Annotated in this window: 16 protein-coding genes; 11 read left to right on the forward strand and 5 right to left on the reverse strand. The window is 34.6% G+C overall.

The window, feature by feature from the left end:
- Window positions 1–7: 7 nt before the first annotated feature.
- Together OD90_RS02955 and folE are read right to left on the reverse strand one after the other, a co-directional pair.
- Entirely contained in the window at window positions 8–319 is a 312-nt protein-coding gene (locus OD90_RS02955; protein WP_144666351.1) for a hypothetical protein, read from the reverse strand.
- Window positions 320–370: 51 nt separating this feature from the next.
- Window positions 371–967: a GTP cyclohydrolase I FolE gene (folE, locus tag OD90_RS02960; RefSeq protein WP_144666353.1), complete on the reverse strand. Its 597-nt coding sequence runs from the start codon at window positions 965–967 to the stop codon at window positions 371–373.
- Window positions 968–1085: 118 nt separating this feature from the next.
- Between folE and OD90_RS02965 the strand changes: the two genes are divergently transcribed.
- The 8 genes from OD90_RS02965 (at window position 1086) to OD90_RS03000 (ending at window position 10546) form a co-directional block, all read left to right on the forward strand.
- Entirely contained in the window at window positions 1086–3518 is a 2433-nt protein-coding gene (locus tag OD90_RS02965) for a DUF5916 domain-containing protein (RefSeq protein ID WP_144666356.1), read from the forward strand.
- 51 nt (window positions 3519–3569) lie between these two features.
- Entirely contained in the window at window positions 3570–4232 is a 663-nt protein-coding gene (locus OD90_RS02970) for an ABC transporter ATP-binding protein (protein WP_144666359.1), read from the forward strand.
- A gap of 49 nt (window positions 4233–4281) precedes the next feature.
- Window positions 4282–5046: a TIGR02757 family protein gene (locus OD90_RS02975; protein WP_144666362.1), complete on the forward strand. Its 765-nt coding sequence runs from the start codon at window positions 4282–4284 to the stop codon at window positions 5044–5046.
- Between the two features lie 85 nt (window positions 5047–5131).
- Window positions 5132–6325: a sensor histidine kinase gene (locus OD90_RS02980; protein ID WP_144666365.1), complete on the forward strand. Its 1194-nt coding sequence runs from the start codon at window positions 5132–5134 to the stop codon at window positions 6323–6325.
- A gap of 40 nt (window positions 6326–6365) precedes the next feature.
- Window positions 6366–8297 (forward strand): BatA domain-containing protein, encoded by a 1932-nt coding sequence (locus OD90_RS02985; RefSeq protein WP_144666367.1) that lies wholly within the window; start codon window positions 6366–6368, stop codon window positions 8295–8297.
- Entirely contained in the window at window positions 8294–9547 is a 1254-nt protein-coding gene (locus OD90_RS02990; RefSeq protein ID WP_186434704.1) for a dihydroorotase, read from the forward strand. Before OD90_RS02985 ends, OD90_RS02990 begins: the two co-directional genes overlap by 4 nt.
- A complete protein-coding gene (locus tag OD90_RS02995; RefSeq protein WP_144666373.1) occupies window positions 9547–9879 on the forward strand; it encodes a DUF4870 domain-containing protein in 333 nt (110 codons plus the stop codon). The genes OD90_RS02990 and OD90_RS02995 overlap by 1 nt, the downstream gene beginning before the upstream one ends.
- A 22-nt stretch (window positions 9880–9901) precedes the next feature.
- Complete coding sequence (locus OD90_RS03000) at window positions 9902–10546, forward strand: alpha/beta hydrolase (RefSeq protein ID WP_144666376.1); 645 nt, start codon at window positions 9902–9904, stop codon at window positions 10544–10546.
- Window positions 10547–10557: 11 nt separating this feature from the next.
- Here the strand turns inward: OD90_RS03000 and OD90_RS03005 are convergent, their stop codons facing one another.
- Together OD90_RS03005 and OD90_RS03010 are read right to left on the reverse strand one after the other, a co-directional pair.
- The gene (locus OD90_RS03005; protein ID WP_144666379.1) at window positions 10558–11049 is read right to left on the reverse strand and encodes a hypothetical protein; all 492 of its coding nucleotides are present in this window, start codon (window positions 11047–11049) and stop codon (window positions 10558–10560) included.
- A gap of 3 nt (window positions 11050–11052) precedes the next feature.
- A complete protein-coding gene (locus OD90_RS03010; protein ID WP_144666382.1) occupies window positions 11053–11844 on the reverse strand; it encodes an MBL fold metallo-hydrolase in 792 nt (263 codons plus the stop codon).
- 125 nt (window positions 11845–11969) lie between these two features.
- On the opposite strand from OD90_RS03010, the gene OD90_RS03015 reads away from it, so the two are divergent.
- Both OD90_RS03015 and OD90_RS03020 read left to right on the forward strand, forming a co-directional pair.
- On the forward strand, window positions 11970–13427 hold the full coding sequence (locus OD90_RS03015; RefSeq protein WP_144666384.1) for a TonB-dependent receptor: 1458 nt from the start codon (window positions 11970–11972) through the stop codon (window positions 13425–13427).
- 9 nt (window positions 13428–13436) lie between these two features.
- Complete coding sequence (locus tag OD90_RS03020; RefSeq protein WP_144666386.1) at window positions 13437–13865, forward strand: hypothetical protein; 429 nt, start codon at window positions 13437–13439, stop codon at window positions 13863–13865.
- A 108-nt stretch (window positions 13866–13973) separates the two neighbouring features.
- Here the strand turns inward: OD90_RS03020 and bcp are convergent, their stop codons facing one another.
- Window positions 13974–14426: a thioredoxin-dependent thiol peroxidase gene (bcp, locus tag OD90_RS03025; RefSeq protein WP_144666389.1), complete on the reverse strand. Its 453-nt coding sequence runs from the start codon at window positions 14424–14426 to the stop codon at window positions 13974–13976.
- A 191-nt stretch (window positions 14427–14617) separates the two neighbouring features.
- Here bcp and nth point away from each other — a divergent pair, with 191 nt between their 5' ends.
- A complete protein-coding gene (gene nth / locus OD90_RS03030; RefSeq protein WP_144666392.1) occupies window positions 14618–15286 on the forward strand; it encodes an endonuclease III domain-containing protein in 669 nt (222 codons plus the stop codon).
- Window positions 15287–15311 lie beyond the last annotated feature (25 nt).

Raw genomic sequence — 15311 nt, forward strand, 5'->3', positions numbered from 1 at the left:
GGAATACTTATTGAAGACGATTCTCCAGCTTCTCTCCGACTTTTGAATCTTTAAAAACAAAAGTATATAACCACATAAGAGTAAAGGAAGGAACAATGTCTACAAACGGTATTAATTCCTCTACGAAGGTTATAACTCCCGCTACTTTTCCAGCAGTTCCTTTATACATTTTTGTCATAAGCCAAGCGCTTATTGGTGCCCATGCGATATCTGCAAAATCTCCTATTCCAGGCAAAACCCAGCTAGAAGTTACCACCCCAACTGCGTCTATTAGAAGTCCTAAAACTAAAAGTTTATATTTACTTAATTGTTGATTCATAGATGTGTTTTAAATATAATACATTTACCTATGCAAAAAACAATCCAAAAATTAATCTAGAGAAGAAGAAATTAATTTAAGAAATTCATTACGTGTTTCAATTTTCTCAAACTGCCCTCTAAAACCTGAAGTTGTGGTTGTTGAATTTTGTTTTTGAACACCTCTCATCATCATACACATGTGAGATGCTTCTATTACTACGGCCACTCCCTTAGGCATGAGCGTTGTATTAATGCATTCTAGAATATCGTGAGTAAGACGCTCTTGAACTTGAAGTCTTCTTGCATAAACATCTACAATTCTAGGTAGCTTACTTAAACCTACAATATGGCCGTTAGGAATATAAGCTATGTGAGCCTTTCCAAAGAAAGGTAACATATGGTGCTCGCAGAGTGAATATAGTTCAATATTCTTGACTATGACCATATCATCATAATCTTCCTTGAACATAGCTCCTTTAAGGATTGCTGCAGGATCCATATCATAACCAGAAGTGAGAAATTGCATTGCTTTTGCTGCCCGTTCTGGTGTTTTTAAAATGCCATCTCTAGAAGTATCTTCTCCTAAACTTTCTATAATGGATGAAAAGTTACTTTTAACTTCATCAGTAACTTCAATATTATACTCCTCAAATGTTCTATATGGCATTGTTAGTATTTTTGTCTAATCAAATATACTTATTATTAAACAATTTTATAAATCCTTTTAACTTCTTATTAAGAATTTAAGGTATCAATTCTTATAGCTTTGTGAAGATTTATTTTTTATGCCTCGCAATTTCCTGTTTTTTATCCTTATTGGATTCTTTCCAATTTTTACAATCGCTCAAGATAAGATTGTCACTGCAACCAGAATAAGTACACCTCCTAAAATAGATGGGGTACTAACAGACAAAATCTGGAATGAACTTCCTGTCTATACAGACTTTTATATGCTTGAACCTAGCAACGAAGGTCTGGCTCCAAAAGAAACTCAAACTGAATTTAAGATTGCCTATGATGATAAAGCTGTTTATGTTGCAGCTTTTATGTATGACGATCAACCAGATGCTATTCCTAGTCAATTTGGACAAAGGGATGACATAAATGTTCAAGCAGATTTTATTGCTATAGGACTAAATACCTATAATGATGGTATTAATGAGACGCGTTTTTTTGCAACTAGCGCAGGAGCTTTTGGGGATTCACAAGTTTCCTCAAATAATGAAGATTTTGCATTTGATGTAGTATTCGAAACAAGAGTTTCTAAGGACGATAAAGGATGGTACGCTGAATTTAAAATTCCTTATAACGCCTTGCGTTTTCCTGAATTAGATGTGCAAGATTGGAGTATTAATTTTTACAGACGACTTATAAGGCAAAACGAAACCCATACATTTAATAGAGTTGATAAGTCTGTTGGTAGATCAACACAATACAATGCAAAGATTATAGGAGTAAAAGATATTGACCCTCCTGTAAGGCTAACTTTTTTTCCTTTTGCTCAAGCATCTTATACCGCCTTTGACGGAGAAACTATTACTCAAGTATCTGGTGGATTAGATGTTAAATATGGGCTAAGTGATAGCTTTACCCTTGACGCACAACTTATTCCTGATTTTGGTCAGGCTGCTTTTGATAATGTACGCTTGAATCTAGGTCCTTTTGAGCAAACATTCAGTGAGAATAGATCGTTCTTTACAGAGGGTATCGATCTTTTTAGAAAAGGAGGCGTTTTCTTCTCAAGAAGAATAGGAAGCGCACCCTCAGGAGCTGTTAATGATTTAGGAACAGACGAGATCATTAACATCAATCCTTCTAAAGTAAACTTACTTAATTCAGTAAAAATTTCTGGACGTACAAAAGAAAATTTAGGAATTGGATTTTTAAATTCAATTACGGAAGCTACTTATGCAGAAGTTACAGATACGATAAGTAAAAACAAAAGAGATGTCTTAATAGAACCACTCACAAATTATAATGTGTTTGTGTTAGATCAACAATTCAATCAAAACTCCTCGCTCTCTGTCATTAATACAAATGTAACCCGCAGCGGAAGTAAATTTAGAGACGCTAATGTCACTGGATTAGCTTTTGATATTGCAAATAAGAGTAACAGTTACAGAACCTCAGGTCGTGCCGTTGTAAGTAACGTATCTCACACTGATGGAACATTTACGGGGTTAAGAACAGAGGTTGATTTTTTCAAAACCAAAGGGAAGTTCAGGTATCGCGCAGGTCATGATTTTGCAAATACTACTTTTGATATTAATGATTTGGGTCTTAATTTTAGGAATAACTTTAACAGCTTTGTAGTTGGGGCTTCCTACGAAATTTTTGAACCTACTGACATATTTAATAAATATAGATATAGTGTTACTGCAAGACACAGAAGGCTATATAGCCCTGATGTGCATACTGGAACAGGAATAGATCTGAATAGTTTTTTTGTTTTAAAATCTAGACTTGCATTTGGTTTTGGTCTTGATTACGGAAGTAAGGAAAATGATTACTTTGAACCTAGAGTAGCAGGGAGATTTGTTGTTTTTAACGCAAGTGCTGGTGCGAATATGTTTTTATCATCTGATTATAGGAAAAAATTTGCAGTAGATGTTAGGTTAGCTACTCGAACATTTTTTGAAGATGATGAGGATCAAAATAATTATGCATTTAATTTTTCACCTCGCTACCGCTTTAGTGATAAAATGCTAGTTGTACTAGAATCTGGATATAACTTGAGAAAGAATAATTTTGGTTTTATAGACACAGATGGCACCAACGTCTTTTTAGGTCTACGGGGGATCACTTCCATTGAGAACTCTGCAAATCTATCCTACAATTTCGATCCATTTAAGGCGATCAACCTTAGGTTTCGTAATTTTTGGAGTACTGCAGATTATAGTAAAAACATTTTTTACTTGCTTAATGACGATGGCACACGCAGCATCACAGAGTATGATCTTGAAACACAGACTAACCCTAATACTAACTTTAATATTTGGAATTTAGATGTAAGCTTTAGGTGGAGATTTGCTCCAGGTAGCGAAGCCTCATTGCTTTATAGAAACCAAATTTTTAATAGTGATCAGCTTTCTAATCTAGATTATGTGGATAGTTTAAATAATTTATTTGATCAGCCTGTACAACATACGCTATCCTTGAGAGTGACCTACTTTATAGATTACAATAACATTAAATCTGTATTTAAAAAGACGACATAACTTTATGACTACATATAAAATTATGGTAGCTTCACACATAAAATCCACAGCATGGTAAGTGTCCAGCATATATCCAAAACTTTTGGCGAGTTACAAGTACTAAAAGATGTAACGCTAAATGTAGAAAAAGGAGAGATTGTATCTATTGTAGGACCAAGTGGTGCTGGTAAGACAACACTACTTCAAATTGTAGGAACCCTTGATCATCCAGACCAGACAGAAGAAACTGAGATTAAAATCAATGATATTATCATAAGTGGCCTTAAATCTAAAGAACTTAGTGCTTTTAGAAATGAGCACATTGGTTTTATCTTTCAATTTCACCAACTTTTACCCGAATTTACAGCACTTGAAAATGTGTGTATTCCCGCATATATTGCAAAAAAAGATAAGAATCCCACTGAAAAAAGAGCTAAAGAGCTGCTAGACTTCTTAGGGCTATCGCATCGTTATCATCACAAACCGAATTCTCTCTCTGGGGGCGAACAACAACGTGTAGCAGTCGCAAGGGCACTTGTAAACAATCCAGTTCTTATTCTAGCAGATGAGCCATCTGGTAATTTAGATACAGAGAGTGCAGAGCACCTTCATAACTTATTTTTCAAGCTTCGGGACGAGTTTAATCAAACCTTAATCATTGTGACTCATAACGAAGATCTTGCTAACATGGCAGATCGTAAGCTTACTATGGTAGATGGAAAATTTGTAGAGTAACAATAGCTGTTCGCTTTCGCGAAAGCGTAATCACTTCCATTAAATAAGGATGAATAAGAAAGAACTCAAATCGTTTCTTGATGAAAAAGCAGTACAGTACGAAACTTTAGATTTCATACCACACGATCCTATTCAAATCCCGCATATGTTTGTTAAAAAAGAGGATATAGAAATAGCTGGTTTTCTCACAGCAACTATCGCCTGGGGAAATAGAAAAAGTATCATCACAAACGCAAAAAAATTAATGACTATCATGGGGAATTCTCCACATGATTTTATTAAACATTATACTTTAGATCAGTCTCATTTGTTTGATGGATTTGTACATAGAACATTTAACAGTATTGACCTAGAGACATTTGTAAGAGGATTACAACACATTTATAACAATCACGGCGGCTTAGAAAATGTTTTTGCTAAGGGTCTCGCAGGAGATAGTCTTCAAACATCAATATCTGCCTTTAAGAAAATTTTTTTTGAGGTGCAACACTTGCAGCGCACACAGAAACACGTGAGTGATCCATTGAAGAATAGCGCTGCGAAAAGAATTAATATGTTTTTGAGGTGGATGGTACGATATTCAAAACATGGAGTTGACTTTGGAATATGGAAAAGTATTCCTCCAGCTGCGCTTTCTTGTCCTCTGGACATACACACCAGTAATGTCGCCCGAAAGTTAAAACTTATAAAACGCACTCAAAATGATGGTAAGACAGTTTCAGAATTAGATACTGCATTGCGAAGGATGGACCCTTTGGATCCTGTTAAATATGATTTTGCTCTTTTTGGACTTGGTGCTTTTGAAAGTTTTTAAACCACTCTCGTACATAGCCAATATTATCATAATTTCTTGTAGGGCCGCTTAAGCTTCAATTACATTTATACAAAATTCTAAACACGTGATTGAAGCGGAAAAACCCATAGGTGAATCTCAAAGACTTGAGGTACTTAAATCTTATAATTTATTAGACACGCTTCCTGAAGAAGCCTATGATACAGCAACGAGACTTGCTGCTCAAATATGTAATACTCCTATCTCTTTAGTTACGCTACTTGATGCAGACAGAAACTTTTTGAAGTCTAGAATTGGAGTAGATATAACAGAATCTCCAAGAAACATTTCTTTTTGTAGTCACGCTATTTTAACTAAAGAACCCATATTTGTTGTTGAAGATGCCAGATTAGATGATCGATTTAAAAATAATCCTCTAGTGGAGGAGTTTAAGGCGATATTTTATGCGGGTGTCCCTTTGCGTAATCCAGAAGGATATGCATTAGGAACTTTATGTGTGTATGATCACAAACCAAGAGTTCTATCTGAAGAACAAAAAGATGCTTTACGCGACCTAGCAAAACAAGTCGTATTACTATTTGAAGCGCATCGTAAAAACAATGACCTTATCGCAATACAAGAAGAGCTTGAAAAGCGTAACACGCGCCTAGAAGATTTTTCCAGGCTCGTTGCTCATGATCTTAAATCGCCGCTTGTTAGTATGGAGGGTCTCCTTAACTTAGTAAGAGAAGATTTTCCTCAAGAAGAAGGTACTGATTTACATATGTACTTAAAACATTTGGACACATCTGCTAAGTCAATGCGCAATTACATAGACGGTTTACTTGCTTATTATAAGTCAGACGAATTAATAGATAATAAAGAAAATACAACTTTAAAAGAGATTGTAGAAGATGTCAAACACCTGCACCAAGCTAATGATGTAAGCATAGAGCTTATAAATAATATGAACCTTACAAATATATCCAAGGTAGCAGTAGAACAAATTATTACTAACCTAGTAGATAATGCAATAAAGTATAACAATGATCCAAATCCCACAGTAAAAATTTCCTCGCAAACTGATCATAAGCACTTTATCATAACTTTAGCAGATAATGGAGTGGGTATTCCAGAAAATAAGAGAGAGCTCATTTTTGAGCTTTTCAAGACAACTGGAACAAAGGATAGATTTGGTAATAAGGGATCAGGCATGGGCCTTGCAACTGTAAAAAAACTTGTAAATGCTTTAGGGGGTGAAATTTCTGTATCCTCAAACCCAGAAGGTGGTAGTATTTTTACATTCAGCATTAGGCGATAAAGGGGTATTTATTTACATTTGATAAAACGCAAATCGATCTATGCAGTTTAAACATCCAGAATTACTTTATGCGCTGTTTTTACTAATAATTCCAATACTTATTCACCTTTTTCAGTTACGTAAATTCAAAACGGAGACTTTTACGAATGTAGCTTTCTTAAAAAAAATTAATATTCAAACTCGTAAGAGTAATACCATCAAAAAATGGATTGTATTATCTTTACGTATGCTCTTGCTTGGTTGTATTGTAATTGCCTTTGCTCAACCTTTTTTTACACAATCAGAAGAAGCTACACAAGAAAAAGAAACAATTATCTACCTAGATAATTCCTTTAGCATGCAAGCTAAGGGTTCCTTAGGACAATTACTTAAATCTGCAGCACAAGATCTTATAAAAAATGTACCTGAAGATAAGATATTTACCCTACTTACTAACGATAATATCTTTAGAAATACTACTATAAAAGGTATAAGAAGTGATCTATTACAACTTTCATACGTTCCCAATCAACTAGCAGAAGATGTTATATTAACTCGCGCAAAAAAGGAGTTTACTAATAAGAAAAACACAGAAAAAAGACTTATTCTAATTTCTGATTTTCAAGATAAAGGAGTTTCAAATAGTATCCCTACCGCAAACCTACGTAAAAGCTATGTACAGCTTACACCGGTAAATTCTTACAATATAAGTATTGACACAATATACATTACAGACATAAAATCCCGTAGTTTTGAGTTAACGGTACAAGTTTCTTCTTTAGAAAGAAATGATGTCAATACATCAGTATCTCTTTACAATGGCAACACACTTCTTGCCAAAGGAACTGCTACATTTGAGGATGACCTTACAACAATAGTTACATTTGATATAGAAAATACAACTAAAATCGAAGGCAAGGTAGTTATTGAAGATCCATTACTACCGTTTGATAACACAATGTTTTTTACGGTTAATGAAAACAAACCTATAAAGGTTTTAGCTATTAACGGAGCTAACTCTGACTATTTAAAACGCATTTTTACTACTCCAGAATTTGAATTCGAATCAGTAAACGTTAATGACCTAAATTATAGTAGTATTCCATATTACAACTTTATAGTTGCAAATGAGGTTAAAAATTTATCGCCTGCACTTACTGAAGCCTTGAAAGCTTTCGCGAAAGCGGGAAATATAGTAACTGTTATTTTGAGTCCGCAATCTAATAGTAGCAATATATCTCAGCAATTGCCTCGATTAGGTGATTTTAACGCTTTGGACGTGTATTCTAACAAGCGGCTTGTTACAAATATCAATTACAACCACCCTATCTATTCGAACGTTTTTGATAGTAGAATTAAGAATTTTCAATATCCTTCTCTATCTTCATCGTATAGAGTTCAAGGGGGTGATGCGGTATTAAAGTATGATGATGGAGGAAATTTTATTACAGAAAGCAACGGTATATATGTAGTTACAGGTGGGATAGATACTGGTAATTCTAATTTTAAAAATTCACCTCTCATTGTTCCTACTTTTTACAACATGGCAAGACAGAGTCTGGACCTACCACCACTCTATTTTAACACTAACAGGCAAACCTCATTTGACATTGCTGTCAGACTAGAAGGAGATGAGATACTCTCCTTAAGAGATATTAATGATATTCAAAACACCTTGATTCCATTGCAACAATCTAAGGGAAGTAAAGTAAGCATTACCACGGGAAGAGAATTTTCTAAAGCGGGAATTTATGATGTCCATTTGGAAGATTCTACAATACAACAGGTTAGTTATAATTATCCAAGGGACGAAAGTATATTGCGATATAAGAGGTTAAACAAAGAAGAACACACAAACTACACAACCTCTGTAGAGGCGCTTTTTGATGACTTTAAAGCAAAAGATAGTGTGCAATCCCTTTGGAAATGGTTTATTATTTTTGCGCTATTCTTCTTATTTCTGGAAATATTGATTCTAAAATTCTACAAATGAACATACTCATTAAAGCCGCTACAATCATAGACAGTGATAGTGAGCATCACGGCACTCAAAAGGATATACGTATACGAGACGGAGTAATCATCACAATAGGAGACAAATTAATACCTCAAAAAGAGGAAACCCTTATCGAAAGAGAAGACTTACATGTCTCTCAAGGATGGTTTGACACTAGCGTAAGCATGGGACAACCTGGATATGAAGAACGGGAGACCATAGAGAATGGCCTCAAGGTTGCTGCTGCGAGTGGTTTTACAGGTGTAGCTTTAAATCCCAATACAAACCCAATAATTGACACTAGCTCAGATGTTACATTTGCAAAAAAAATGGCAGAAGGAGCTCTTACTGACTTATACCCAATAGGTGCACTTACGCGAAATAGTGAAAGTGTGGATCTAGCTGAGCTTTATGATATGCAACAGTCTGGGGCAATTGCTTTTGGGGATTACCAAGTACCCGTTTCAAACCCAAATTTGTTAAAGATTGCTTTACAGTATACACAGGGTTTTGACGGACTAGTGCTCTCTTTTCCTCAAGAAAATAAAATAGCCGGCAAAGGCATGATGCATGAAGGTGAAGCCAGTACTCGCGTAGGGCTTAAGGGTATTCCTGCTATAGCAGAAAGTTTACAAATTGCCAGAGACTTACATATTTTAGATTATACAGGCGGCAGCTTACATATACCTACAATATCTACAGCAGAAGCTGTAACGCTTATAAAACAAGCCAAAGAAAAAAGTCTTGACGTTAGTTGTAGTGTCGCCATTCACAACCTGTTCTTTGAAGATACTAAATTAGAAGATTTTAATACTAACTATAAAGTATTACCTCCTTTACGCAGTAACTCCCATCGCAAAGCTCTCATCGAAGGTGTAAAGAACGGCACCATAGATACTGTAACAAGTGACCATAACCCTGTTGATATAGAACGAAAACATGTAGAGTTTGATAATGCTGAGTATGGTGTAGTTTCTCAAGAAGCAACCTTTAGGGCCCTTCTTACTCTCGTAAGTTGTAAAAGGGCTGTTGCACTACTTACTGCAGGAAGAAAGCGCTTTACAAATGAATCATTCCCAATCAAGGAAAATAAAAAAGCAAATCTTACACTCTTTACTACAAAAGGAAAAGAGACTTTTAAATTAAAAGATGTCAAGTCAAAGTCAAAAAATGCAATTTTTTTAAATGAAGATTTAAAGGGATCCATTTATGGTGTCATCGCAAACAATCAACTAGAACTAAACTAATGGATGAAAATACAGTTTTTGAAGGGAAAACCGCAGCTGTTTTAGGCTATATAACTTTTGTGGGGCTAATTATAGGCTACTTTATGAATAGCGAAAGTAAAAATCCTTTTGCAGCATTTCATTTAAGACAATCCTTAGGTCTTACACTAAGCTATTTTTTAATAATGATCCCATTAAGTATGCTTGATATCCCTTTGGCCTCGTTAGGGTTTCTAGTGTTATTTTTTGTCTTATGGCTATTTGGTATTGTCTCAGCTTTCCAAGGAAAAAGACAATTAGTACCGCTAGTAGGTGGTATTTATCAAAAACTTTTTGGCGGAGATTCTAATTAAAATTTTCAATTAAGATTAATTTATGCAACTTACACACATCATAAAAAAACCAGCAATAACAACTGACGAAAAATCACCCTTACTCCTACTCCTCCATGGCTATGGAAGTAACGAGGAAGATCTTTTTAGTTTTGCAGAAGAGTTGCCAGACCATTATTTCATTGTTTCGGCTAGAGCTCCTATAGAGATGCAACCATACGGTAATGCGTGGTATCATATTGGTATAGACGAGAATGGTGTGAAGTCCTCAGATAATGAGGGAGCTGTTATTGCTAGGGATCTTATTGCTCAATTTATAGATGATGCCATTAAGGAATACAACTTAGATCCTTTCAACGTTACGTTATTAGGCTTTAGTCAAGGAACAATTTTAAGCTATGCTGTTGCGTTAACCTACCCAGAAAAAGTGAAAAATGTAATCGGGCTAAGTGGTTATATTAATGAAGATATCATAGATTTAAAGAGTAATCCATCTTATAGTCATCTCAACATTTACAGTTCTCATGGGACAGTAGATCAAGTAATACCTCTAGAAGCTGCACAGAAAACACCTGCTTATCTTAAAAATATAGGAATAGAGTCTTCTTTAAACACATTTCCTGTGGGGCATGGTGTTCACCCTACTAACTTTTATGAATTTAAAGAATGGCTAAGTAATATTGATTAGCAAAAGTTATTTTAGTTAGGATATATAAGACTCTCAACGGTGTTGTAATCTACAGTATTATCATCGTTAATAAAATATTCTATAAGTATCTCACCCCAATTCTTTCCATCAGAAAAGTCTGCAATAATCCAACGGTGATTTAAAATTTGAGCTCGATTAATTTGAAATGCCCTCCCGTCTCCTTGAAAAGTTATAAGCTCATTACCACTGGCTGTATTTTTAGCATATAATCCATTTATAACCTTTGTGCGAACATTCTCTATGTCTAGTGCGTCGTTTTCTAAATACTCTCTTGTATTTTCATTACCTAATAACGTGAAGTAATCTACACTAGCTAGACGGTCTTCTACCCCTAATGCGATAGAGTCTTTTGTCGATAATTCTTTCTCAAGCTTTAGGATTCGTTTTTCTTGATTCTCCCATACTTTTGTATTATTAACATACTGAAATACAACCCATAGTGAGACAAATAAGAAAAGGTATAAAAAGATATTTCGTTTCATAAGTTATAGTGATAAGGTTAAACCGTCATACGCAAGAAAAACATCATTTGGTAATTTATTTTCTACCTCTGCGTGAAATCCTAGCATATGACTAATATGTGTTAAATACGCTTTTTTGGGATTAATTTTTTTTATCAAAGCAAGTGCCTCCGTGAGATTAAGATGTGTAAAATGTTCTTCTTCTCTGAGACAATTAAGTACTAAAATATCAAGATCTTTGAGCTTTTCTATTTCTTTATTTGCAATTGTTTTTACATCTGTGAGGTAAGCGATTTTATCAAAACGATAGCCAAAGACTTGTAAATCTCCATGGTATACTTCTATTGGAACTACATCTAGATTTCCCAATCTTATGGGTTCTCCATTAACTACTTCGTATGATTTTACACTAGGAGCTCCTGGATAGCGATCTTCAGTTCTAAAAATATAGTCAAATCTACTCGAAAGTGTCTCTAAAACTCTGCGATGTCCATAAAGTGGCATATCACCTTGTCTAAAAACAAATGGTCTTATATCATCTAGCCCAGCAACATGATCTGCATGCTCATGTGTAAATAAAATACCATGTAATATTGCTGCTTGTCCCTCTTTTGAACGCTTTCGCGAAAGCGTATTGAGCATCTGTTTTCTAAAATCAGGACCGCAGTCTATGACATAGTTATATTCATCCCACTCTAACAGCACAGAAACGCGTAGTCTCTTATCCCTTGGGTCGTCGCTTAAACATACAGGATGTGTGCTCCCTATAATAGGAATGCCTTGAGAAGTGCCAGTACCGAGAAAGGTTATTTTCACAAAAAAGTGCTAGAAATTTTAATAATATGTAAAGTTAATTATGTGACAAAAATACAGTTATTTTTTTGGCTACTACAAGCATTTTGTATCTTTGAATGACCATTTAAGATGGATAAAATAACGCTATGGCTATTACAATTGCAGGGGATAAAGAGTTTGAAAAAGTCCCACCACTCAAAAATAAAGTACTCCGTATAAATTTAAATAATAACATCTATGGTACCTTTGCAGAAATAGGCGCAGGTCAAGAAACTGTGCGTCACTTTTTTAGAGCAGGTGGAGCAAGTGGTACAATTGCAAAGGCAATGAGTGCTTACGATAAAGACTTTTCTGATGCAATTTATGGTGTCGAAGACGATGGACGTTATGTGACTGAAAAGCGTCTTAAAAAAATGTTATCACATGAGATGGAGCTCATTGAGGGCAGAATCTCTAGATATAAACAGCCTGATAAAATTTTCTTTTCTTATGCAAATACAGTAGCGACTATTGATTTTGCAAAAAAATATAAAGGTCATGGCTGGGTAGGAATTCGTTTTCAAATTACCCCAGAAGGGGAGTTCAATGAAATTACACTCCATGTACGATTTCATGAAAATGATGCGCGTTTACAACAGCTTACTTTAGGAACATTAGGGGTAAATCTTATTTACGGTGCATTTTATAAACACGATAATCCAAAGAATTTATTACGATACCTATACGATCACATCGATCAAGATCAAATTGAAATTGACACAATAAATTTTTCTGGTCCTCAATTTGAGCATGTGGATAATCGATTAATGAGCTTACAACTTGTTAAAAACGGAATGACAGAAGCTGTAATGTTTGATCCAAAAGGAAATAATGTTCTTCCAGCGGCTATACTTTACAAGAAAAATGTTCTTGCACTTCGTGGAAGCTTTAGACCCGTTACGAGAGTAAATATGGACATGTACCGAAAAGCTTTGAAATTGTTTATCGAAGGTAATCGCGTTAATGAGAAAAAAACTGAAGTTATTTTTGAAATAACACTTTCTAACTTAAGAGCAGAGGGTGATATTGATGAAGAAGATTTTATGGCTAGAGCTAGACTATTAGGCTCTTTAGGTCAAACTGTAATGATTTCTAATTTTAAAGAGTATTACCGTGTAGTAGAATATTTCTCAAACTATACCAAGGAACGTATGGGGCTGGTTATGGGGGCAAATAATCTTATTGATATTTTTGACACTAGTTATTACCGTCATTTAAGTGGAGGTATACTAGAAGCTTTTGGTAAGCTTTTCTTTAAGGACTTAAAGGTATTCTTATACCCAATGAAAAATCCTAAGACTGGAGAGTATACTACGAGCGATAATCTTAAAGTACATCCACGAATGAAAGAGCTTTATAAGTTCTTTAAGTTTAATGGAAAAGTTATTGATATCGAAAATCATGATCCCGAAATTGCAAATATTTACTCTAGAGAAATATTGCGAATGATTAATGAAGGTAAAGAAGGATGGGAAACGATGGTTCCAGATGGTGTGGCAGAGTTGATTAAATCAAGAAATTTATTTGGATATAATTCAAATGCTTTATTAGAAGCTGATAAATAACTAATTACTATGAAAACAATACAATTGTTAACTGCAGTAATTATTTCTACACTATTGTTTTCATGTAAAGAGAGCAAACCAGTGTATGCAAATGAAAACGGAGAAACTTGGGAGCTCATTACTATGCAGAGAGGGTCACTTGCTGGTGCAGAGTCACAACCACTACCCTATCAAGAACATTATGAGTTCTTAGTAGATATGACATTTAAAAAAAATAGAGATGAAAAAGACACTTCCTTAAGTGGCTCTGGAACTTACAAAACCAATACTACAGAAGAGGGAATATATTATAATCTATCTTATAAAAATACGGCACCTTCATTAATTGGAAGTTGCACAGGTAACAAAACTGAAACCTTATTACTTAAACCTGACGGAAAATTGCAAAATAGCTGGGCGATGTGTGATGGACCATTTAAGGTCTATGTAAAACAATAATAAAGAAATACTATAATAATTAATAAGCCTAAAGTCATGATCATAACTTTAGGCTTATTAATTTATACCCGCTTTTGAGCGTTATGGATATTTGGCTTAATGGATTCTCTAACCAAGTAATTGTGCTGCGTGGTCTTTGGTCTTTACTTTTTTAATTACTTCAGTAACAACACCTTCTTCATCTATTTTAAATGTCATGCGGTGAATACCATCATACTCCTTACCCATAAACTTTTTAAGTCCCCACACACCAAACGCATTAATCACGGTTTTATCTTCATCTGCAAGTAAAGGAAAAGGCAATTCATATTTGTTAGAAAAATTCTTCTGCCTTTTTTCAGAATCTGCACTTACACCTAGAAGTGCATATCCTTCATCTTGTAATGCCGAGTAATTGTCTTTTAAATTACATACCTCTGCTGTACATCCAGGTGTACTTGCTTTAGGGTAGAAAAATACAATGAGTTTTCTTCCTTTGAAATCAGAGAGATGTACAGTATTACCATCTTGATCTGTAGTTGTAAAGTTTGGGACTATATCTCCCACTTGTAATGTATTCATATACTATTTTATTAATTTAATAATCAATCTGACTCGTTTCTATTTTAATAGAATATAGAGTTAAATTCTTCATTGTGTTATCTTTACTATTTGCTTTCGCGAAAGCGTAGCTATAAAATTACATTTTCTATAGAGTAACTTTTAAAAATTACCGCTAAGATTGCGTTAAAGCTTCAAATTACAACTTCATAATGACCAAAAAAGAAAAGGTAGACTTTACTATTCAAACTCTTCAGGAACTATACCCACAAATACCCATACCTTTAGATCATAAGGATCCATATACGTTACTCATCGCAGTTTTAATGAGTGCTCAAAGCACAGACGTGCGTGTAAATCAAATAACACCACTTCTTTTTGAAGTGGCAGATAATCCTTATGATATGATTAAACTCTCTGTAGAAGAAATTAGAGAGATCATAAGACCAGTGGGCTTGTCTCCTATGAAAGCTAAAGGGATTTACGGGTTATCTCATATTCTAATTGATAAATACAATGGTGAGGTACCAAAAAGTATTGAAAAACTAACAGAGCTCCCAGCAGTAGGCCATAAGACAGCAAGTGTAGTTGTATCTCAAGCTTTTGGTATTCCTGCATTTCCTGTAGATACTCATATCCACAGACTTATGTATCGATGGGGTTTCACAAATGGTAAAAATGTTGTCCAGACAGAAAAAGATGCTAAACGATTGTTTCCAAAGCATATATGGAATGACCTTCACTTGCAAATTATCTGGTATGGACGTCAATACTCACCTGCGCGTGGCTGGGATCTAGAAAAAGACGTTATTACTAAGACGATAGGAAGGAAATCTGTGATTTCAGATTATCAAAAAATGATGGCAAAGCGTAAAAAATAATTTTGACTTTACAAGATCAATGTAA

This window comes from Dokdonia sp. Hel_I_53 (genome assembly GCF_007827465.1).
Taxonomy (GTDB): Bacteria; Bacteroidota; Bacteroidia; order Flavobacteriales; family Flavobacteriaceae; genus Dokdonia.

Excerpts from the sequence above, each read along its gene's own strand:
- OD90_RS03020 (WP_144666386.1), top strand. The coding sequence starts at position 13,437 with ATGAAAACAATACAATTGTTAACTGCAGTAATTATTTCTACACTATTG.
- bcp (WP_144666389.1), bottom strand. The coding sequence starts at position 14,426 with ATGAATACATTACAAGTGGGAGATATAGTCCCAAACTTTACAACTACA.
- folE (WP_144666353.1), bottom strand. The coding sequence starts at position 967 with ATGCCATATAGAACATTTGAGGAGTATAATATTGAAGTTACTGATGAA.
- OD90_RS02965 (WP_144666356.1), top strand. The coding sequence starts at position 1,086 with ATGCCTCGCAATTTCCTGTTTTTTATCCTTATTGGATTCTTTCCAATT.
- OD90_RS02955 (WP_144666351.1), bottom strand. The coding sequence starts at position 319 with ATGAATCAACAATTAAGTAAATATAAACTTTTAGTTTTAGGACTTCTA.
- OD90_RS03015 (WP_144666384.1), top strand. The coding sequence starts at position 11,970 with ATGGCTATTACAATTGCAGGGGATAAAGAGTTTGAAAAAGTCCCACCA.
- OD90_RS02975 (WP_144666362.1), top strand. The coding sequence starts at position 4,282 with ATGAATAAGAAAGAACTCAAATCGTTTCTTGATGAAAAAGCAGTACAG.
- OD90_RS02985 (WP_144666367.1), top strand. The coding sequence starts at position 6,366 with ATGCAGTTTAAACATCCAGAATTACTTTATGCGCTGTTTTTACTAATA.
- OD90_RS03000 (WP_144666376.1), top strand. The coding sequence starts at position 9,902 with ATGCAACTTACACACATCATAAAAAAACCAGCAATAACAACTGACGAA.
- OD90_RS02990 (WP_186434704.1), top strand. The coding sequence starts at position 8,294 with ATGAACATACTCATTAAAGCCGCTACAATCATAGACAGTGATAGTGAG.
- OD90_RS02995 (WP_144666373.1), top strand. The coding sequence starts at position 9,547 with ATGGATGAAAATACAGTTTTTGAAGGGAAAACCGCAGCTGTTTTAGGC.
- OD90_RS03005 (WP_144666379.1), bottom strand. The coding sequence starts at position 11,049 with ATGAAACGAAATATCTTTTTATACCTTTTCTTATTTGTCTCACTATGG.
- OD90_RS02970 (WP_144666359.1), top strand. The coding sequence starts at position 3,570 with ATGGTAAGTGTCCAGCATATATCCAAAACTTTTGGCGAGTTACAAGTA.
- nth (WP_144666392.1), top strand. The coding sequence starts at position 14,618 with ATGACCAAAAAAGAAAAGGTAGACTTTACTATTCAAACTCTTCAGGAA.